Genomic DNA, 19,220 nt, shown 5'->3' on the forward strand with positions numbered 1-19,220 from the left:
GCAAACAGACCACCATAAGAGTTTCAACACAGTGGTGCCCGATATCGGGCAGGATTCTTGCGGATCGCTTTCCGGTACCCCAGGATCATCGGGTGCACGACGAACTTGTTGATCATCTGACGCGGTCCACGCCCCTGAACCGGGGCGAGGCACTGCGCGTGGTCCAGGACGTGCTCGCCTACTTCGACGAGACGACCGACGAGTACGTCCGTCGCCGCCACCGCGAGCTCCAGGGCCAGGGCCTGGTGAACGCGTCGATCTTCGAACGGATCGAGGCGGACCTGAAGTACCGCGCGGTCGCGCCGCCGGAGCTCACCCTCCGCCAGCTGCGCCGCATCGTCTACGGCTGACCGCCGGACGAGAAGAGAACAGAACCACCGAGGGACAGAGGTACTCCTGTATGTGCGGAATCGTCGGATACATCGGCAGGCGTGACGTGGCGCCGCTGCTGCTCGAAGGCCTCCAGCGCCTGGAGTACCGCGGCTACGACTCCGCGGGCATAGTCGTCACGACCCCCAAGTCGGCCGGCCTGAAGATGGTCAAGGCCAAGGGCCGGGTCCGCGACCTGGAGGCCAAGGTCCCCGCACGCTTCAAGGGCACCACCGGCATCGCGCACACCCGCTGGGCCACCCACGGCGCCCCCTCCGACGTGAACGCGCACCCGCACATGTCCGCCGACAGCAAGGTCGCGGTCGTCCACAACGGCATCATCGACAACGCCGCCGACCTGCGCCGCAAGCTCGAAGCGGACGGCGTGGAGTTCCTCTCCGAGACCGACACCGAGGTCCTCACCCACCTCATCGCCCGCTCGCAGGCCGAGAAGCTGGAGGACAAGGTCCGCGAGACCCTCCGGGTGATCGAGGGCACCTACGGCATCGCGGTGATGCACGCCGACTTCTCCGACCGCATCGTGGTGGCCCGCAACGGCTCCCCCGTCGTGCTCGGCATCGGCGAGAAGGAGATGTTCGTCGCATCGGACATCGCCGCCCTGGTCGCTCACACCCGGCAGATAGTGACGCTGGACGACGGCGAGATGGCCACCCTCAAGGCCGACGACTTCCGCACGTACACCACCGAGGGCACCCGTACGACGGCCGAGCCGACCACCGTGGAGTGGGAGGCGGCCTCCTACGACATGGGCGGCCACGACACCTACATGCACAAGGAGATCCACGAGCAGGCCGACGCCGTGGACCGCGTGCTGCGCGGCCGCATCGACGACCGGTTCTCCACCGTGCACCTCGGCGGCCTGAACCTGGACGCCCGCGAGGCGCGCCAGATCCGCCGCGTGAAGATCCTCGGCTGCGGCACCTCGTACCACGCGGGGATGATCGGCGCCCAGATGATCGAGGAGCTGGCGCGCATCCCCGCGGACGCCGAGCCCGCCTCCGAATTCCGCTACCGCAACGCCGTCGTCGACCCCGACACGCTGTACGTCGCGGTCTCCCAGTCCGGTGAGACGTACGACGTGCTGGCGGCCGTCCAGGAGCTGAAGCGCAAGGGCGCCCGGGTCCTCGGCGTCGTCAACGTCGTGGGCAGCGCCATCGCCCGCGAGGCGGACGGCGGCATGTACGTCCACGCGGGTCCCGAGGTCTGCGTGGTGTCCACCAAGTGCTTCACGAACACCACCGTCGCCTTCGCACTGCTCGCGCTGCACCTCGGCCGCACCCGTGACCTGTCCGTGCGCGACGGCAAGCGGATCATCGAGGGCCTGCGCAAGCTGCCCGCCCAGATCTCCGAGATCCTGGAGCAGGAGGACGAGATCAAGAAGCTGGCCGAGGAGTACGCCGAGGCCCGCTCGATGCTCTTCATCGGCCGCGTCCGGGGCTACCCGGTGGCCCGCGAGGCCTCCCTGAAGCTCAAGGAGGTCTCCTACATCCACGCCGAGGCCTACCCGGCCTCCGAGCTCAAGCACGGCCCGCTGGCGCTCATCGAGCCCGCGCTGCCGACGGTCGCGATCGTCCCCGACGACGACCTCCTGGAGAAGAACCGCGCCGCCCTGGAGGAGATCAAGGCCCGCAGCGGCAAGATCCTCGCCGTGGCGCACCAGGAGCAGGAGAAGGCCGACCAGACGATCGTGGTGCCGAAGAACGAGGACGAGCTCGACCCGATCCTCATGGGCATCCCGCTCCAGCTGCTCGCCTACCACACGGCGCTGGCGCTGGGCCGGGACATCGACAAGCCGCGGAACCTGGCGAAGTCGGTCACCGTCGAGTAGACCCTCCGTCAACTCCCCGGCCGACTAACGGACATGAACGATCCCTGTGCGTGCCACCCGCGCACAGGGATCGTTCTTCCAAGGGCCGGAGCCGCCCAAAACCCCGGCCCGCGCCTGGCTCAGCCGGTGGCCGTCACCCCCCGGCCGGCGGCGCGTCGCGGAAGCGTGGTGGGCCAGTGGGCGAGGGCCGCGGTGGCGGCGTACCAGGCGACCGCCCCTGCCGCCACGGCGAACCAGCCGCCGGCCTTGGTGAGGCTGCCGCTGTCCGCGAACCGGGCGACGGCGAGGAGCAGCAGGGAGACGAAGAACAGCCCGTAGGTGCCCTGGCCGAGCGTGTCACCGCCGGCGAGCGTCAAGGAGAGGGCCACCAGGGCGAACAGGAGCAGGAAGAGTCCCGCGGCATTGTCGGAGATCTGGTTCCCGGCCGAGACGGCCCAGGTGAACCACAGGGCGCCGAGCGCCGAGAAGGCCGTGCCGTTCGCCGCGTCGCGGTCACGGAAGGCCAGCAGACCGGCGACGAAGAGCGCAACGCCGCCTACGTAGTGGGCCAGTGATACGGCGTCAGCCGCCGTCACGCCGTCGATCACGTCGGTGGACCCGAGCCCGAAGGCCAACAGGGTGATTCCCAGGGCGAGTCGGCCGACGATCGTGGTGGTGCTTCCCGCAGAGACGTCGTTGTCCACGGCGGGCTCCCTTCATGCATGTGCAGTTGTGCGGTGAGCGATATATGCCCTTCACAAGGGCACAAACACCTCTACGCGCGGGTAGTTTCACGCTGCACAGCAGGAGCGCCGCACTGTCCCGGGGGCTCATCTCACCTGGGACGACGGCGAGTTACGGAATGACGACGACGGGGCGCTGCGCGCGCTTGGCGAGCCGGCCGGCCACCGAGCCGAAGATGCGCCCGACGATGCCGTGCGTGGAGCCGACGACGATGGCGTCCGCCTCGTACTCGCGGCCCACCTCTTCGAGCTCGTGACAGATGTCACCACCGCGCTCGACGAGGATCCACGGCACCTCGGCCAGATACTCGGCGCACGCCAACTCCAGCCCCAGCACCTCGGTGCGGTGGTCCGGCACGTCGACGAAGACCGGTGGCTCGCAGCCCGCCCACACGGTGGTCGGCAGCCGGTTGGCGACGTGAACGATGATCAGGCCCGAGCCGGAGCGGTGAGCCATGCCGATCGCGTAGGCGAGGGCGCGTTCACTGGACGTCGAACCGTCGAAGCCGACGACGACACCGTGCTTGAAGGCGGGATCGCAGGACTGGCGGGGTTCTTCCGCCGCCAGGGGCTCGGCCGCCGTGGGGTCGGCGAGCGGGCGCTTGCGGTTCGCGGGATCGAAGAATTCGTGACCGGCCATGGGTATCTCGGCGTTTGGATCCTCGTGGTGGGGACGACGTGCGGCAGAGCAGTGTCCGGGAATCATCTTCCCAACCCCATACCCCCAAGGGTACGGCGGCACGCCTCCTCTGCCCAGATCCCGCGCGCGCTGTGCGGCGTTCCCCGGAGCATGCATGAGAGGCGCCCGTAACGCAATGGTTGCTGCCCCGTACAGGCGGTTTGCACAGGGTTCACCCGGCGACGGGGACTTTTCTCGTGGTACGGCCGCGATCTCCCGGGACGAGGTACGCATACCGGGCAGTGACCGGCTGGTCGAACACGCGTTGAACAGGAGAGCCACCGCCACGGACAGCATGGAGAGCGGACGGCCGGCCCCCGGACCGCGCCGCTCACCATGGGGAGCACAGGAGCACTAGGGAGCAGAGCGTGCCCGGACCCGAGACCGCGCCCCATCCCTCCCCCGGGGCACGCTCCCCGTCACCGTCGGCGCCGGACACGGCGAGCGACGTGGTGCGCTGGGCCGCCTTCAGCTGTGTCCTGGTCCCCGTGATCCTCGTCTGGTTCGGTGCCTCGCTCGCGGGTGCGACCGGGACGGCCCTGGGGCTGGCCGCCGTGACCGGCGCCTGCCGGCTGCTGATGAGACAGTCCGAGCGGGGCGCGGCACGGCTGCGCGCCGCGGAACGGGACGCGCGGCCCGCCGGGGAGCGGCCCGCACCGCGCGGACGGCACGGCAGGGCCGCGTCGGCCACCGTGGCCGAACCGCGCGGCGGCGGGGGCCCGGAGCGGCCGGCCCGTCCACCCAGCAGGGTCCGGCCGGGCGTGATGCCCGATCCGCGGGGCAGGAGCGGAACGGGCACGGTGGCCGATCTGCGCGGCTGGAGTGGCACCGGGGCGCACAGAGGTGGTCGGCGCGGTACGGGAAACAAGCCGGTTGACTGACCGGTTTGTGCGCACGCCCCCGGTACTTTTCAGCCAACTTCTGGGAACCGCCCCTCCCTTGCCCCAACGACCCCCCAACCCCCGTTCGACCTGCACCGAAAGGGTCCTGGGCGGCTCGCGCACCCTACGTGGATTGGCCACTGCCACGAGGCGCACTTCCCTGCACGGCCCACGAGTGCAACGCTTCGTGATCGAATGCTTTACGCCAAGTTGCCATGTCGACATTCTGCGGAGTACCGAACTGGTCACCTTGGCGCTACGCGACACAGTAGATTCGATCTTGTCTTACGGCGGGGGACTCGTGCAGGACCGAGGGGAAACGTGCAGGAGCGACACAACCGAGGAGCCGCGACCACCGAGGGGGGCTTAGCAGGATGAGCCACGACTCCACTGCCGCGCCGGAAGCCGCGGCCCGGAAGCTTTCCGGGCGACGCCGCAAGGAGATCGTCGCGGTGCTGCTGTTCAGCGGCGGCCCCATCTTCGAGAGTTCCATACCGCTGTCGGTGTTCGGGATTGACCGCCAGGACGCCGGCGTACCGCGCTACCGACTGCTGGTGAGCGCGGGCGAGGAAGGCCCACTGCGGACCACAGGGGGCCTGGAACTCACCGCACCACATGGCCTGGAAGCGATCTCCCGGGCAGGCACGGTCGTCGTGCCCGCCTGGCGGTCGATCACCTCGCCACCACCGGAGGAGGCGCTCGACGCACTGCGGCGAGCGCACGAGGAGGGCGCCCGCATCGTCGGGCTGTGCACCGGGGCCTTCGTCCTGGCGGCGGCCGGCCTGCTGGACGGACGGCCCGCCACGACCCACTGGATGTACGCGCCGACGCTGGCCAAGCGCTACCCGTCGGTGCACGTGGATCCACGGGAACTCTTCGTGGACGACGGAGACGTCCTGACGTCGGCGGGCACGGCGGCCGGAATCGATCTCTGTCTCCACATCGTGCGGACGGACCACGGCAACGAGGCGGCGGGCGCGCTGGCCCGGCGTCTGGTGGTCCCGCCGCGCCGGAGCGGCGGGCAGGAGCGCTACCTCGACAGGTCTTTACCCGAGGAGATCGGCGCCGACCCCCTCGCGGAGGTCGTCGCCTGGGCGCTGGAGCACCTCCACGAGCAGTTCGACGTGGAGACCCTGGCGGCCCGTGCGTACATGAGCCGCCGCACCTTCGACCGCCGGTTCCGCTCGCTGACCGGGAGCGCGCCCCTGCAGTGGCTGATCACTCAGCGTGTCCTGCAGGCACAGCGCCTCCTGGAGACCTCCGACTACTCGGTCGACGAGGTCGCCGGGCGCTGCGGCTTCCGCTCGCCGGTCGCGCTGCGGGGTCACTTCCGGCGCCAGCTCGGCTCGTCCCCGGCCGCGTACCGGGCGGCGTACCGCGCCCGCAGGCCGCAGGCCGAGCGCCCGTCGGACGTGGACGGCGCGGCGGGACCGCTCGGGCCGCCACCGGTCGTGCACCAGGACAGCCCGGTGCCGATGCAGACACGCCGTACGGCGGCGGCCGGCGCCCTGGGCCCGGCCGCGTCGGCCGCGGCGCTGGGCCCCGACCCGGGCAAGCACGGCCAGGAGCTGTACGCGGGAGGCAGGCCCAGCCTGCCCGGGCAGCGCAGCGCGCCCTAGCCGGCCACCGGACGGGACGTGGGTGACGGGAGGGGTCCGTGCCTTCGGGTGCGGGCCCTCTTCCGTGCGCCCGCGCTCCGCACGCCGTACACCTGCCCTTCGGCGGCCGTCCGCCTCCCGTCCGTCCGCCGGACGGAGCGCGGTCGGCGCGGCGGCCCGCGCCTTTCGGTGCGGGCGAGCAGGTACGGGCGGGTCCACCCGGCCGGAGCGGGCCGTAGGGTGAGACGTATGAACGATCGCATGGTGTGGATCGACTGCGAGATGACCGGGCTCTCGCTGTCGGACGACGCGCTCATCGAGGTGGCCGCGCTGGTCACCGACTCGGAGCTGAACGTGCTCGGCGAAGGCGTGGACATCGTGATCCGCCCGCCGGACGCGGCGCTGGAGACGATGCCGGACGTGGTGCGCCAGATGCACACCACCTCCGGTCTGCTCTCCGAGCTCGCCGCGGGCACGACCCTGGCGGACGCGGAGGAGCAGGTCCTCTCCTACGTACGTGAGCACGTCAAGGAGCCGGGCAAGGCCCCGCTGTGCGGCAACTCGGTGGGCACGGACCGCGGCTTCCTGCTGCGCGACATGCCGACCCTGGAGGACTACCTCCACTACCGGATCGTGGACGTCTCCTCCATCAAGGAGCTGGCCCGCCGCTGGTACCCGCGGGCCTACTTCAACAGCCCGGAGAAGAACGGCAACCACCGCGCCCTCGCCGACATCCGCGAGTCCATCGCCGAGCTCCGCTACTACCGCGAGGCGATCTTCGTCCCGCAGCCCGGCCCCGACTCGGACACCGCCCGCACCATCGCGGCGAAGCACGTCCTGCCCGCGGAATAGCCCTGCGACGGGGCCCTCCCGGGCCCCCGCAAAAGCCGTGCGCGAGCACCCCTTCGGACCCTGTACACTTTTTCTCGGCCGGTCGGGGAAACCCAAGGACCGGTCGTGGTGGGTGTAGCTCAGCTGGTAGAGCACCTGGTTGTGGTCCAGGATGTCGCGGGTTCAAGTCCCGTCACTCACCCTGAACAGTCAGCCGGTGACCTGATCGACAGGTCACCGGCTGACTGCGTTTCCGCAGGCGGGCGGCGCGCGGTCCGGCGCCCGGGCCTCATGCGGCCCCGCGCGGGTCGGCCGCCCGCCAGGCCGCCGCGAAACGGTGGACGTCGGCGAAGCGGTCGTCCGGATCGGGGAACGTGGCGCGTGCCACGACCGCCAGCTGCTGCGGCGTACCGCGCCAGGCGCGTTCCTCGTCTCCCCCGTCCAGCAGCAGCCGGACGGTACGGCCGAGCGTGAAGACGGTGGTCCGGGTGTCCACGACCGCCCCGCGCACGAACTCCTCGGGGGCCATGAAGCGCCGCGAGCCCGGCAGGCGCTCCTCCTCCACCACGAAGGGGCCCGGACGGTACTCGTCGAGGTCGACCAGGTGGGCCACGTCGGCGGCGAAGTCGTACAGCAGCGCCCCGTCGTAGAAGTCCACGGCGACATGGCCCGCGGCCTCCACCGCGAGGTGCGCGTCCAGGACCCGGTCGAAGGCGGCCAGCACACGGGCGACCGGCAGGGCCCGGAACCGGGCCGCCGGACTGTCCGGGCTCGTACGGTCCCGGCGTCCGGCCGCGGTCGCGTGGTACAGCACCTCGCCCTCCCGCCAGGGCATCACCACCGCCCAGCTGTCGCCGACGGCGATCCGGTGCACCTGGGGAACGATCGCCGGGTGCCGGACGGCGCGGTGAAACGCCCATCCTCGTTCGAGTGAACGACGGGCCCGGTCGTTGACCGCCTCCTTGACGAACCAGCGAGCGCCGTCGAGCAGCCGCACCCCGTACGACACACACCCCGAGTCCTGCCCCCGGAATGCCCTGAACACCTCGCCGACGCGGCCCAGATACGGCTCCACCGCGGGCACTTCACCGACTCCGAGCAAAGGATGCAGGACCATGGTCACCAGCCTGCCCTACCGGCGCCCGGCAAACGGGCCGCCGGCCGGTCCCCGCGGTGCGGCGGGGATCCACCGGCCGCGCCGCGGCGCCGCCCTCAGGACGAGGCGCGCACGACCAGCTCGGCCGGCAGGACGAGTTGCCGCTTCTCCAGGCCCCGCGACACCGCCGGGCGCCGGTCCGCGATCTCGCCGAGCAGCAGGTCGATCATCGCGCGGCCCATCTCCTCGATCGGCTGGCGGACGCTCGTCAGCGGCGGGTCCATGTGGCGGGCGATGGCGGAGTCGTCGTAGCCGATCAGCGCCACGTCGTCGGGTATGCGGCGGCCCGCCTCGCGCAGCACCTGGCGGGCGCCCGCCGCCATGACGTCGGAGCCGGCGAAGACCGCGTCGAGGTCGGGGCAGCGCTCCAGCAGCAGGCTCATCGCGCGGCGACCGCCCTCCTCGGTGAAGTCACCGGGGACGATCAGCCGGTCGTCCACCTCCCGGCCGGCGTCGAGCAGGGCCTGGCGGTAGCCGTCCACACGGCGCTGGGCACCGTAGACGTCGAGGCGTCCGGCGAGGTGGACCACCTTGCGCCGCCCCTGGGCCATCAGATGCTCGACGGCCGCGCGGCCCCCGCCGTAGTTGTCCGAGTCCACCGACGGCAGCGTCTCGTCCGCCGAGCGGCGCCCGCTGATCACCGCCGGGATCTCCAGCTGGGAGAGGAGGTCGGGGAGGGGGTCGTCCGCGTGGACCGAGACGAGCAGGACGCCGTCCACCCGGTGCGCCGCCAGGTACTGGGCCAGCCGCTGCCTCTCCCGGTCGCTGCCCGCGAAGATCAGCAGCAGCTGCATCTCGGTGTCCGAGAGCTCCGCGCCGACACCCCGCAGCATGTCGGAGAAGTACGGCTCGGCGAAGAAGCGGGTCTCCGGCTCGGGGACGACCAGGGCGATGGCGTCCGTGCGGTTGGCGGCCAGCGCGCGGGCCGCCGTGTTCGGGACGTAGCCGAGCTCCGCGACCGCCGCCTCGACGGCGGCGCGGGTCGCGTCACTGACCCGCGGGGAGCCGTTGATCACCCGGGAGACCGTGCCGCGGCCCACTCCGGCGCGCGCGGCGACCTCTTCCAAGGTCGGCCGGCCGCCACCCCGGCCCCGCGCTCCGTGGCTTGCCATGGTCCGCCTCCCGTCGACACCGCGCGCTCCGCGACTGGCCTGGAATCTAACAGTCGTGTTCATGGACGGAGGTCCCGGCGCGGGGTGCCGTTCCCGCCGGACTTCATCCTCCCGCACCGGGCGGGCACACTGACACGAGCCAACTCACCCGTCCCGGGGCGGTCCCCGGCTCCGGCCCCGGAGTTAGCTAACGGGCCGATAACTGAACGCATATCTCCGCGCTCCCACCCTTGACACCCCCGCGCGAACCGACGACTCTTCAACACATCACCTGTGGGAGCGCTCCCACAGTACCTGACACATACACATCCCGCACGTTCCCCGCCCGAGCCGCAGCGAGAACCAACGGGCCCAACAGAGCAGTTGGCCGGGGGGTCGGCACGTCAGGCAACAGGAGGACTCAATGCGCACGAGTACCCGTCGGTCCCGCAGGCTGGGGGCCCTCGCGGCCGTCGCCGCGCTGACCACAGGGCTGCTGGCCGGCTGCGCCAACGACTCGGACGACGGCTCGTCGAACTCGGACGGCGGCAATGGCAAGGGTAAGACCACTCTGACCATCGGGACCTTCGGCGTCTTCGGCTACAAGCAGGCCGGCCTCTACGACGAGTACATGAAGCTCCACCCCGACATCTCCATCAAGGAGAACGTCACCACCCGTACCGACGTCTACTGGCCGAAGACCCTGACCCGCCTCCAGGCCGGCTCGGGCACCGACGACATCCAGGCGATCGAGGTCGGCAACATCACCGAGGCCGTCCAGACCCAGGCCGACAAGTTCGTCGACCTCGGCAAGGAGGTCGACAAGTCGCAGTGGCTGGACTGGAAGAACGCCCAGGCCACCACCAAGGACGGCAAGCTGATCGGGCTCGGCACCGACATCGGCCCGATGGCGATCTGCTACCGCAAGGACCTGTTCGAGAAGGCCGGTCTGGAGACGGACCGCACCAAGCTCGCCGAGCAGTGGAAGGGCGACTGGTCCAAGTACGTCGCCGCCGGCAAGGAGTACATGAAGAAGGCGCCGAGCGGCACCAAGTTCGTGGACTCCGCCTCCTCGGTCTACAACGCGGCGCTCGGAGGCGAGAGCCAGCGGTACTACGACAAGGACGGCAACGTCATCTGGGACAAGTCCTCGGGCGTGAAGACGGCCTGGAACGCCGCTATGTCGGTGGCGACCAGCAACATGTCGGCGAAGCTGAAGCAGTTCGACCCGACGTGGGACCAGGGCTTCGCCAAGGGCTCGTTCGCCACGGTGGCCTGCCCCGCCTGGATGATGGGCTACATCCAGGAGAAGTCCGGTGACTCGGGCAAGGGCAAGTGGGACGTGGCGGCGGCGCCGACCGCGGCCAACTGGGGCGGTTCGTTCATCGGTGTGCCGACGGCGACCAAGCACCAGAAGGAGGCCGTCGCGCTGGCGAAGTGGCTGACCGCCCCCGAGCAGCAGGCGAAGGTCTTCGGCAAGCAGGCGAGCTTCCCGTCGACCCCGTCGGCGTACTCGGCGCTGAAGCCGCAGGCCGCCACCACGGCGTACTTCTCCGACGCGCCGATCACCCAGATCTTCTCCGACTCGGCGAAGACCATCCCGTCGCAGATATTCGGCGTCAAGGACCAGCCGATCGGTACGGCCATCACGGACGTCGGCATCCTCCAGGTCGAGCAGAAGGGCAAGACGCCCGACCAGGGCTGGAACGCGGCCAAGTCGGAGATCAAGGACGTGCTCGGCCAGTGACCAGCTCCAAGCAGGCTCTCGCGCAGACCGCGTCGAGCGCCGACGCCGCGCCCGGTGACCAGCCGGGCGCGGCCCGCCGCGCTCACGGTCGCGGTACGCCGCCCCCGGGCCCGAGCTCGTGGCGCAGCCGGCTGTACCGCTGGGACATGAAGGCGTCGCCGTACGCGTTCATCGCCCCCTTCTTCATCGTCTTCGGGGCCTTCGGGCTCGTGCCGCTGCTCTACACGGCCTGGTACTCGCTGCACAACGTGCAGTTGTCCGGCCTGGACCACCAGACCTGGGTGGGCCTGGACAACTACAAGAACCTGCTGTCCTCGGAGTTCTTCTGGAACGCCCTGGAGAACACCTTCACCATCGGTGTGATCTCCACGGTGCCGCAGCTGCTGATGGCGATCGGGATCGCGCATCTGCTCAACTACAAGCTGCGCGGCTCGACCGTGTGGCGGGTCGTGATGCTCACGCCGTATGCCACCTCCGTAGCGGCGGCGACGCTGGTCTTCACGCTGCTGTACTCGTGGGACGGCGGCATGATCAACTGGCTGCTGCACTTCGTCGGTATCGACCCGATCAACTGGCGCGAGTCCGACTGGGGCGGACAGTTCGCCGTCTCCTCGATCGTGATCTGGCGGTGGACCGGCTACAACGCGCTGATCTATCTGGCGGCGATGCAGGCGATCCCCACCGATCTGTACGAGTCGGCCGCGCTCGACGGGGCGGGCCGCTGGCAGCAGTTCCGCCATGTGACGGTCCCGATGCTCCGGCCGACGATCCTGTTCACCGTGGTGGTCTCGACGATCGGCGCGACCCAGCTCTTCGGCGAGCCCCTGCTGTTCGGCGGGGTGAGCGGCTCGAAGGGCGGCTCCGCGCACCAGTACCAGACGCTCGGCCTGTACATGTACGACCAGGGCTGGGGCATCGGCAACCTCGGTAAGGCGTCCGCGATCGCCTGGACGATGTTCCTGATCCTGCTGATCGTCGCCGCGATCAATCTGCTGATCACCCGACGGCTGAGGAAATCCCAATGACCACAAGTGAACTGACGCTCCCCGAGGCGCAGGGGAGCCGCGCGGACGGCGGGAGGCCCGGACGGCGCCGTGTGCTCGGTGCGGGCAAGCAGCTGCACGCGGGCCCGGCCACCTATGTCGTCCTGACGGTTCTCGCGCTGGTCTCGCTGGCGCCGCTGCTGTGGACCGCGATCGCGGCCTCCCGCAACAACGAGCGGCTCGCCCAGACACCTCCGCCGCTGTGGTTCGGCGGGAACCTGTTCAAGAACCTCCAGACCGCGTGGGAGCAGGCCGGGCTCGGCACCGCGATGGTCAACTCCGTGATCGTCGCCGGGACCATCACCTTCGGTACGGTCCTGTTCTCCACGCTCGCCGGGTTCGCCTTCGCCAAGCTGCGGTTCAAGTTCTCCAGCACCCTGCTGCTGCTCACCATCGGCACGATGATGATCCCGCCGCAGCTGGCCGTGGTCCCCCTCTATCTGTGGATGAGCGACCTGGGCTGGTCCAACCAGCTGCAGACGGTCATCCTGCCCACCCTCGTGAGCGCCTTCGGCACGTTCTTCATGCGGCAGTACCTGGTGCAGGCGCTGCCCACCGAGCTGATCGAGGCCGCGCGGGTCGACGGGGCGAGCAGTCTGCGCGTCGTGTGGCACGTGGTCTTCCCGGCGGCGCGGCCGGCGATGGCCGTGCTCGGGCTGCTGACCTTCGTGATGGCCTGGAACGACTTCCTCTGGCCGATCATCGCGCTCAACCAGCAGAACCCCACCGTCCAGGTCGCCCTGAACAGCCTCGGCACCGGCTACATCCCCGACCAGTCGGTGATCATGGCGGGCGCGCTGCTCGGCACGCTGCCGCTGCTCATCGCCTTCCTGCTGTTCGGCAAGCAGATCGTGGGCGGCATCATGCAGGGCGCGGTCAAGGGCTGACGGGCCGCACCGGGGCCCTTCGGGGCCGGGTCACCGTCGCCCCGGCCCCCCTCTCCCCTTCTTCCTGTTCCCTTTCTCCCCTACTTCCGTTCCGTCGGTCTCCTCGACCCCCTATGGGAGCGCTTCCATGCCTGAGCCCGTTACCCCCGTGACCTTCCCCCCGGCCTTCCTCTGGGGCGCCGCGACCTCCGCGTACCAGATCGAGGGGGCGGTGCGGGAGGACGGCCGCACCCCCTCGATCTGGGACACCTTCAGTCATACGCCCGGCAAGACGGCGGGCGGTGAGACCGGCGACGTGGCCGTCGACCACTACCACCGCTACCGCGACGACGTGGCGATGATGGCGGACCTGGGCCTGGGCGCGTACCGCTTCTCGATCTCGTGGTCCCGGGTGCAGCCGACCGGGCGCGGCCCCGCGGTGCAGCGCGGTCTGGACTTCTACCGGCGGCTCGTGGACGAGCTCCTCGCCCATGACATCAAGCCCGCGATCACCCTCTACCACTGGGACCTGCCGCAGGAGCTGGAGGACGCGGGCGGCTGGCCGGCGCGCGACACCGCGCTGCGTTTCGCCGAGTACGCGCAGATCGTCGGCGCGGCGCTGGGCGACCGCGTCGAGCAGTGGATCACCCTCAACGAGCCGTGGTGCAGCGCCTTCCTGGGGTACGGCTCCGGCGTGCACGCCCCCGGCCGCACCGACGCGGAGGCGTCGCTGAGGGCGGCCCATCACCTGAACCTGGCCCACGGGCTCGGCGCCAAGGCCCTCCGGTCGGTCATGCCGGCCCGCAACTCGGTCGCGGTGAGCCTGAACTCGTCGGTGGTCCGGCCGCTGTCGCAGGAGCCGGCGGACCTGGCGGCCGCCCGCCGCATCGACGACCTCGCCAACGGCGTCTTCCACGGCCCGATGCTGCACGGCGCCTACCCCGAGACCCTGTTCACGGCCACCGCCCCGGTCACGGACTGGTCGTACGTCCAGGACGGCGACCTCGCGGCGATCCACCAGCCGCTGGACGCGCTCGGCCTCAACTACTACACACCGACGCTGGTCTCGGCCGCCGACTCGGCCGTCGAGGGCAACCGCGCGGACGGCCACGGTGCCAGCTCGTACTCCCCCTGGCCGGGCGCGGACGACGTCGCCTTCCACCAGACCCCGGGCGAGCGCACGGAGATGGGCTGGACCATCGACCCGACGGGCCTGCACGACCTGATCATGCGCTACACGCGGGAGGCCCCGGGCCTGCCGCTGTACGTGACGGAGAACGGCGCCGCCTACGACGACAAGCCGGACCCGGACGGCCGGGTGCACGACCCGGAGCGGATCGCGTATCTGCACGGCCACCTGTCCGCGGTGCGTCGCGCGATCACCGACGGCGCGGACGTCCGCGGCTACTTCCTGTGGTCCCTGATGGACAACTTCGAGTGGGCGTACGGCTACGAGAAGCGCTTCGGCGCGGTGTACGTGGACTACGCGACGCTGGCCCGTACGCCGAAGTCGAGCGCCCACTGGTACGCGCAGGCCGCGCGGACCGGCGCGCTGCCGCCGGTGACGGCCGCCGAGTAGGCCCCTGGCCGACCGGGCACACGGGGGACGGGGCGCGGCGCCCGAGGGGGGCGCCGCGCCCCGCACGCGTGTCGGCGCCCCGGCCGGGTGGGGGGAGGTCCGGCCGGGGCGCGCGACCCCCGTGGGGGGATGGCTACTTGAAGGCGGCGAAGGCCTTCGAGAACGCGTTCGCGTCCTGGACGACGGAGCTGCACGTCGCGTCGGCGGAGTTCTTGGCGCCGCCCGGGCACTGCTTGTCGCGGGTGGCGGACCACATGGAGAGCCAGCCGAGGCCCTTGGACCGGGCGAAGGTCACCAGCTGCGAGGCGTCGTCGACCTTGAAGATCTCGGAGGAGACGTCGTTCACGCCGATCATCGGGGTGACGGCGACGGCCTTCCAGGCGGCGCTGTCGGAGAGGCCGAGGACGCTCTTGACCTGGGCCTGCGTGGCCGTGGCCGCCTGCTCGGCGTAGGTGCCCATGTCACCGCTGTACGCCGGACCGTAGTCCATCGCCATGATGTTGACGGTGTTGATCTTCACGCCGTTCGACTTGGCGTTGGACAGCAGGTTCACGCCGTCCTGGGTCAGGCCCTCCGGCATCACCGGCAGGGTGAAGGAGACGTCCAGATCCGGGTGCTGCTGCTGGAGCTTGGCGATCGCCTTCGCCCGGTTGGTGTTGGCGGTGGTGTTCGGCAGCGCGCCGCCCTCGACGTCGAAGTCGACCTTCGTGAGGTCGTACGCGTCCACGGCCTTCCCGTACGCCGCCGCCAGCGCGTCGGCCGAGGAGCAGCTCGTCGCGAGCTCGGTGCCGGAGGCCCCGCCGAAGGACACGCGGACGTCGCCGCCCTTGGCGCGCAGGGCGCCGATCTGCGACGCCACGCCGTCGCTCGCGAGGTCCGTGACGCCACCCCACTTGGGGGTGCAGCCGCCGCCGTCGGTGACGAAGGCCAGGTTGTAGTTCTTCACGCCGGTGGCCGCGGCGCTGCCGACCAGGTCGAAGGCGGGGTAGAGCGAGGTGTCGACATAGGGCGCGAAGCCGGCCGTCGTCGTGTTGCCGCTGCCCGAGCTCTGCGAGGGGGAGGGGGTGGCCGTCGCGGTCGGCGTCGGGGTGGCGCTCTGCGAGGCGGTGGCGGTCGGGGTGGGCGTGGGGGTCGCGGACTGCGTCGGGCGGCCGCTGGGCTCGGGCGTCGCGCCGTCGTCCACCGAGCACTTGGTGTCGTCGACGAGACAGCCCGTCGGGTCGGCGGTGCCGTTCACGACGAAGCCGACGGTGACGGACTCGCCGGCCTTCAGACCGTCCTTGTCCCAGGAGGGCGGCTTCACGGTGACGTGCTTCCCGCTCACGCTCGACTCGCCGTTCCACAGGGAGCTGAGGGTGGCGCCGGAGGGCAGGTCGAACTCCAGCGTCCAGTCGGCCTTCACCTGGGCGCTGTCGTTGGTGATGACGTACTGCGCGGTGTAGCCCGTCGACCAGTCGCTGGTCCTGGTGTACGCGGCGCCGACGCCGGCGGCCTGCGCGGTTCCGGTGAACAGGAAGGCGCCGCCGCCGACCACGGCCGCGGCGACGAGGCCGCCTATCGCCTTGTTCCTGCCACTGACCTTGCGCCGGTGCGTGCTGCTCATCGCGTGCCTGCCTTCGCGGTTTCACGGGGGTTCACGGGGATTCCCAGGGGTGGGTGCGGCAGCACGCTAGCGATCCGGAATCGGGCAAACCGCTTCATCCGGACGAGGGTCGAGGATCTTAGGGTGCGCTTAAGGAAGGCATCGGGGGTGGTTAAAGGTCGAGACCAATTGAGGGTGCGCCGGGGGTCAGCGCACGCCGACGCCGCCCCGCCTGCGGCGCCGTACGGAGCCCCGGTGGCCCCGCCGCTCCGGGGTCCGTCCGTCCAGCTGGATCCAGATGCGCACCTCGGTGCCGCCCAGTACGGAGGAGCCGATGCGCACGTCACCGCCCGTCGACTCGGCGAGTCGGCGCACGATGTCCAGCCCGAGCCCGGTCGAGCCGTCGCTCCCGGACCCGCGCCCGCGCGCCATCGCCGCCTCGGGGTCCACGATGCCGGGGCCCGCGTCCGAGACCAGCACGATCACGGCGTCCTCGCCGTTGTGCACGTCCACCGCGAAGGCCGTGCCCTCGGGCGTGTGCCGGAACACATTGCCGAGGAGGGCGTCGAGCGCCGCCGCGAGGTCGGCGCGGGCGACGGGTATCCGCACCGGCCTCTCGACCCCGGCCATGCGCACCTTGCGCCCTTCGTCCTCGGCCAGCGCGGACCAGAAGTCCATGCGCTCGCGGACGACTTCGGCGGCGTCGCAGCCGGCGCCCACTCCCTTCGCCGCGGTCTGCGGCTTGGCCTCGCGGGCGGTCCGGATGATCGTGTCGACCTCACGCTCCAGCTGCGCGACGGCGGCCCGTGTCTGCTCGGCGGCCGGACCGTCGCCCAGCGAGGCCGTGTTGAGGCGCAGCACGGTCAGCGGTGTGCGCAGCCGGTGCGACAGGTCGGCTGCCAGCTCTCGTTCGTTCGCCAGGAGCTGAACGACCTGGTCGGCCATGGAGTTGAACGCGACGGCGGCGAGCCGCAGTTCGGTGGGGCCCTCTTCGGGCACCCGGGCGCCCAGCTTCCCCTCCCCCAGCTCGTGCGCGCTGTCGACCAGCCGCTGGGCGGGCTGCACCATGCGCACGCCCAGCCGGTCGGCCACCGCGACGGAGCCGACGATGAGGGCGACGCCGACCGCGGCGAGCACCGCCCAGGCCGTACCGACGCCGTTGCTGACCTCGGACTCGGGGACGTACACCTCGACGACCGCGATCTCTCCCGAGCTCAGCGCGACGGGCTGGAGCAGGGTGGAGCCGCCGGGGACCTCTGTGGTGGAGGCGCGGCCCAGCTTGCGGGTGGTGGCGATGTCCTTGCCGGCCGCGCGCCGCTTGCCGATCTCCACCGCGGCGGTGCCGTCGGCGGCGGGGATGTGCACGGCCATCCCCGAGTCCGAGCCGGCGGAGGCGACGACCCGCTCCAGCTTGTCCCGCTCGGTGGTGATGGAGAGGGCGGGGGCGATGGCGGCGGCCTCGCGCTCGGCGTTCGAGAAGGCACGGTCCCGGGCCATCTCCTTGATGACGAGGCCCAGCGGCACCGCGAAGGCGACGACGACCATCGTGGTCACCGCCACGCACACCTTGACCAGCGCCCACCTCATGACGCCCACTCCCCCGCCGGTGCCCGACCGGTCACGCACGAACGCCCGCGCGGCGCCCACTCGCCCCCACCCGAACGCGCTGCCGGCGTCAGCCGTTTCGCATCCGGCCCCACCGCCGGCGTCTGCCGCTTCGCAGCCGAGCGCGCCGACGGTGCCTGCCCGCCGGCCCCCGGCCGACCTGCCGGTGCCCGGCCGGTCGCGCCCGAACGCGCCGACGGTGCCTGCCCGTTCGCATCCGGCCGTCCGGCCGGTCGGTGCGGGACGGCGTCCGGCCGCCCGGCGGGCCTCATGGCGACGGCTCCGCTCTCGGCGGCTCCAGCTTCACGCCGACGCCCCGCAGGGTGTGCAGATAGCGCGGCCGGGCCGCCGTCTCGCCCAGTTTCCGCCGCAGCCACGACAGATGGACGTCGATGGTCTGGTCGTCGCCGTAGGCCTGCTGCCACACCTCGGCGAGCAGCTCCTTGCGCGGCACGACCACGCCGGGCCGCCCCGCCAGGAAGGCCAGCAGGTCGAACTCACGGCGGGTGAGGTCCAGTCGGGCGCCGTCCAGCTCGGCCCGGCGCCGCAGCGGATCGATGGCGAGCCCGCCGACACGGATGACGGTCGACGGCGGCACATCCCCCGTGCCGGCGCGTGAGCGGCGGAGCACGGCGGCCATCCGCGCCGACAGGTGCTCGACCGAGAACGGCTTGGTCAGATAGTCGTCCGCCCCGTCGTTCAACAGGCGGACGATCTCGCTCTCGTCGTCCCGCGCGGTGGCGATGATCACCGGCACGTCGGTGATTCCGCGCAACATCTTCAGCGCCTCGGCCCCGTCGAGATCGGGCAGGCCGAGGTCGAGGATGACCACGTCGAAGGAGAAATGGGCGACCTCGCGCAGCGCCTCGAGGGCGGTGCCGACACTGCGCACGGTGTGTGCGGCGTCGGTCAGATGCCGGATGAGGGCCGAGCGCACGAACTGGTCGTCCTCGACCACGAGCACACTTGCCATGGGCGGCACCGTACGCCATCCGGGGGACCCCGGTCCGGCACCTGTGGACAACCCCCGCTGTCACGCGGCCGTGAGACACGCGTGGGGCCGGTGGTGCAGTATGGCCGGGACATGCGCAGAGGACTCGTACACGGACTTGCTTGGTCGCTCGCCACGGGCGCGGCGGTCACGCTGTCGTGGTGGGGTGTCCACACGGTGATGGCGGGGACGGCGTACGACCCGCCGCGCGCCCTGCCCATCACGGCGGGCGACGCGACGACCCAGGAGTCGAAGCCGCTCGCCTCCTCGACCCGGCGGGCCGCGCCGTCGCCGAGCCCGTCGGACCGGCCGAGCGCGAGCGGGCGCCCCGGCGCCACCGCGTCGTCGTCCCGCTCGGCGACCCCCGGCCCGAGCCCCTCGGCCTCCGCCTCCGGCCGGGTCAGGAGCTACGACACCGACGGCGGCCGGGCGGTCTTCGACCTGGGGAAGACGTCCGCGACGCTGGTGTCGGCGACCCCGGGCGCCGGCTGGTCGATGCAGGTGTGGAAGACGGAGGCGTGGATCCGCGTGGAGTTCAGCTCGGGCGCGGACCGGGTGTCGGTGTTCTGCACCTGGCACGACGGGCCGCCGCGCGTGGAGATCGGCACCTACTGAGCGGCCGGGACCGGCC

Annotated in this window: 17 protein-coding genes and 1 tRNA gene; 11 read left to right on the forward strand and 7 right to left on the reverse strand. The window is 71.2% G+C overall.

Translation table 11 applies throughout. From position 1 onward, the window contains the following. The first annotated feature begins 92 nt into the window (after window positions 1–92). Window positions 93–350, forward strand: coding sequence for a hypothetical protein (locus ACSYGO_RS19235; protein ID WP_426681069.1), 258 nt, complete (start codon window positions 93–95; stop codon window positions 348–350). Window positions 351–400: 50 nt separating this feature from the next. Beyond that, window positions 401–2,218: a glutamine--fructose-6-phosphate transaminase (isomerizing) gene (gene glmS / locus ACSYGO_RS19240; RefSeq protein WP_426681068.1), complete on the forward strand. Its 1,818-nt coding sequence runs from the start codon at window positions 401–403 to the stop codon at window positions 2,216–2,218. A 119-nt stretch (window positions 2,219–2,337) separates the two neighbouring features. Here the strand turns inward: glmS and ACSYGO_RS19245 are convergent, their stop codons facing one another. Both ACSYGO_RS19245 and ACSYGO_RS19250 read right to left on the reverse strand, forming a co-directional pair. Continuing rightward, window positions 2,338–2,901 (reverse strand): GPR1/FUN34/YaaH family transporter, encoded by a 564-nt coding sequence (locus tag ACSYGO_RS19245; RefSeq protein ID WP_028803507.1) that lies wholly within the window; start codon window positions 2,899–2,901, stop codon window positions 2,338–2,340. Window positions 2,902–3,052: 151 nt separating this feature from the next. After that, a complete protein-coding gene (locus tag ACSYGO_RS19250) occupies window positions 3,053–3,580 on the reverse strand; it encodes a universal stress protein (RefSeq protein ID WP_095934526.1) in 528 nt (175 codons plus the stop codon). 407 nt (window positions 3,581–3,987) lie between these two features. Between ACSYGO_RS19250 and ACSYGO_RS19255 the strand changes: the two genes are divergently transcribed. The 4 genes from ACSYGO_RS19255 (at window position 3,988) to ACSYGO_RS19270 (ending at window position 7,131) form a co-directional block, all read left to right on the forward strand. Beyond that, the gene (locus tag ACSYGO_RS19255; protein WP_426681067.1) at window positions 3,988–4,500 is read left to right on the forward strand and encodes a hypothetical protein; all 513 of its coding nucleotides are present in this window, start codon (window positions 3,988–3,990) and stop codon (window positions 4,498–4,500) included. A gap of 374 nt (window positions 4,501–4,874) precedes the next feature. Further along, window positions 4,875–6,119, forward strand: a complete 1,245-nt coding sequence (locus ACSYGO_RS19260; protein WP_426681066.1) for a helix-turn-helix domain-containing protein — start codon at window positions 4,875–4,877, stop codon at window positions 6,117–6,119. 228 nt (window positions 6,120–6,347) lie between these two features. Further along, complete coding sequence (gene orn / locus ACSYGO_RS19265; protein ID WP_095934529.1) at window positions 6,348–6,950, forward strand: oligoribonuclease; 603 nt, start codon at window positions 6,348–6,350, stop codon at window positions 6,948–6,950. Between the two features lie 108 nt (window positions 6,951–7,058). Further along, window positions 7,059–7,131, forward strand: a tRNA-His gene (locus ACSYGO_RS19270). 87 nt (window positions 7,132–7,218) lie between these two features. Here ACSYGO_RS19270 and ACSYGO_RS19275 read toward each other — a convergent pair. Together ACSYGO_RS19275 and ACSYGO_RS19280 are read right to left on the reverse strand one after the other, a co-directional pair. Beyond that, window positions 7,219–8,046: a protein kinase family protein gene (locus tag ACSYGO_RS19275; RefSeq protein ID WP_460387140.1), complete on the reverse strand. Its 828-nt coding sequence runs from the start codon at window positions 8,044–8,046 to the stop codon at window positions 7,219–7,221. Window positions 8,047–8,141: 95 nt separating this feature from the next. Beyond that, window positions 8,142–9,197, reverse strand: a complete 1,056-nt coding sequence (locus ACSYGO_RS19280) for a LacI family DNA-binding transcriptional regulator (RefSeq protein WP_426680750.1) — start codon at window positions 9,195–9,197, stop codon at window positions 8,142–8,144. A 403-nt stretch (window positions 9,198–9,600) separates the two neighbouring features. On the opposite strand from ACSYGO_RS19280, the gene ACSYGO_RS19285 reads away from it, so the two are divergent. The 4 genes from ACSYGO_RS19285 (at window position 9,601) to ACSYGO_RS19300 (ending at window position 14,411) form a co-directional block, all read left to right on the forward strand. Next, window positions 9,601–10,923 carry an ABC transporter substrate-binding protein gene (locus tag ACSYGO_RS19285; RefSeq protein WP_426680749.1) on the forward strand — a complete coding sequence of 441 codons (1,323 nt, stop codon included), beginning with the start codon at window positions 9,601–9,603 and terminating at the stop codon, window positions 10,921–10,923. Beyond that, the gene (locus tag ACSYGO_RS19290; protein WP_426680748.1) at window positions 10,920–11,948 is read left to right on the forward strand and encodes a carbohydrate ABC transporter permease; all 1,029 of its coding nucleotides are present in this window, start codon (window positions 10,920–10,922) and stop codon (window positions 11,946–11,948) included. Before ACSYGO_RS19285 ends, ACSYGO_RS19290 begins: the two co-directional genes overlap by 4 nt. Continuing rightward, a complete protein-coding gene (locus ACSYGO_RS19295) occupies window positions 11,945–12,853 on the forward strand; it encodes a carbohydrate ABC transporter permease (RefSeq protein ID WP_460387141.1) in 909 nt (302 codons plus the stop codon). Before ACSYGO_RS19290 ends, ACSYGO_RS19295 begins: the two co-directional genes overlap by 4 nt. Window positions 12,854–12,980: 127 nt before the next feature. After that, window positions 12,981–14,411, forward strand: a complete 1,431-nt coding sequence (locus ACSYGO_RS19300; protein WP_460387142.1) for a GH1 family beta-glucosidase — start codon at window positions 12,981–12,983, stop codon at window positions 14,409–14,411. A gap of 133 nt (window positions 14,412–14,544) precedes the next feature. Here the strand turns inward: ACSYGO_RS19300 and ACSYGO_RS19305 are convergent, their stop codons facing one another. The 3 genes from ACSYGO_RS19305 to ACSYGO_RS19315 all read right to left on the reverse strand — a co-directional run bounded on the left by ACSYGO_RS19305 (window position 14,545) and on the right by ACSYGO_RS19315 (window position 18,571). Then, a complete protein-coding gene (locus tag ACSYGO_RS19305) occupies window positions 14,545–16,014 on the reverse strand; it encodes a glycoside hydrolase family 18 protein (protein ID WP_432172126.1) in 1,470 nt (489 codons plus the stop codon). Window positions 16,015–16,200: 186 nt separating this feature from the next. Next, window positions 16,201–17,580, reverse strand: a complete 1,380-nt coding sequence (locus tag ACSYGO_RS19310) for a sensor histidine kinase (protein WP_432172127.1) — start codon at window positions 17,578–17,580, stop codon at window positions 16,201–16,203. Between the two features lie 286 nt (window positions 17,581–17,866). Next, complete coding sequence (locus ACSYGO_RS19315; protein ID WP_426680743.1) at window positions 17,867–18,571, reverse strand: response regulator transcription factor; 705 nt, start codon at window positions 18,569–18,571, stop codon at window positions 17,867–17,869. Window positions 18,572–18,682: 111 nt separating this feature from the next. Here ACSYGO_RS19315 and ACSYGO_RS19320 point away from each other — a divergent pair, with 111 nt between their 5' ends. After that, window positions 18,683–19,204, forward strand: coding sequence for a hypothetical protein (locus tag ACSYGO_RS19320; RefSeq protein ID WP_426680742.1), 522 nt, complete (start codon window positions 18,683–18,685; stop codon window positions 19,202–19,204). Window positions 19,205–19,220 lie beyond the last annotated feature (16 nt).

It is taken from the genome of Streptomyces krungchingensis, from assembly GCF_054729265.1.

What these genes read in the sequence shown, in the direction of transcription:
- glmS (WP_426681068.1), top strand. Translation starts at nt 401, where the DNA reads ATGTGCGGAATCGTCGGATACATCGGCAGGCGTGACGTGGCGCCGCTG.
- ACSYGO_RS19250 (WP_095934526.1), bottom strand. Translation starts at nt 3,580, where the DNA reads ATGGCCGGTCACGAATTCTTCGATCCCGCGAACCGCAAGCGCCCGCTC.
- ACSYGO_RS19260 (WP_426681066.1), top strand. Translation starts at nt 4,875, where the DNA reads ATGAGCCACGACTCCACTGCCGCGCCGGAAGCCGCGGCCCGGAAGCTT.
- orn (WP_095934529.1), top strand. Translation starts at nt 6,348, where the DNA reads ATGAACGATCGCATGGTGTGGATCGACTGCGAGATGACCGGGCTCTCG.
- ACSYGO_RS19275 (WP_460387140.1), bottom strand. Translation starts at nt 8,046, where the DNA reads ATGGTCCTGCATCCTTTGCTCGGAGTCGGTGAAGTGCCCGCGGTGGAG.
- ACSYGO_RS19280 (WP_426680750.1), bottom strand. Translation starts at nt 9,197, where the DNA reads ATGGCAAGCCACGGAGCGCGGGGCCGGGGTGGCGGCCGGCCGACCTTG.
- ACSYGO_RS19285 (WP_426680749.1), top strand. Translation starts at nt 9,601, where the DNA reads ATGCGCACGAGTACCCGTCGGTCCCGCAGGCTGGGGGCCCTCGCGGCC.
- ACSYGO_RS19295 (WP_460387141.1), top strand. Translation starts at nt 11,945, where the DNA reads ATGACCACAAGTGAACTGACGCTCCCCGAGGCGCAGGGGAGCCGCGCG.
- ACSYGO_RS19300 (WP_460387142.1), top strand. Translation starts at nt 12,981, where the DNA reads ATGCCTGAGCCCGTTACCCCCGTGACCTTCCCCCCGGCCTTCCTCTGG.
- ACSYGO_RS19305 (WP_432172126.1), bottom strand. Translation starts at nt 16,014, where the DNA reads ATGAGCAGCACGCACCGGCGCAAGGTCAGTGGCAGGAACAAGGCGATA.
- ACSYGO_RS19310 (WP_432172127.1), bottom strand. Translation starts at nt 17,580, where the DNA reads ATGAGGTGGGCGCTGGTCAAGGTGTGCGTGGCGGTGACCACGATGGTC.
- ACSYGO_RS19315 (WP_426680743.1), bottom strand. Translation starts at nt 18,571, where the DNA reads ATGGCAAGTGTGCTCGTGGTCGAGGACGACCAGTTCGTGCGCTCGGCC.
- ACSYGO_RS19320 (WP_426680742.1), top strand. Translation starts at nt 18,683, where the DNA reads ATGCGCAGAGGACTCGTACACGGACTTGCTTGGTCGCTCGCCACGGGC.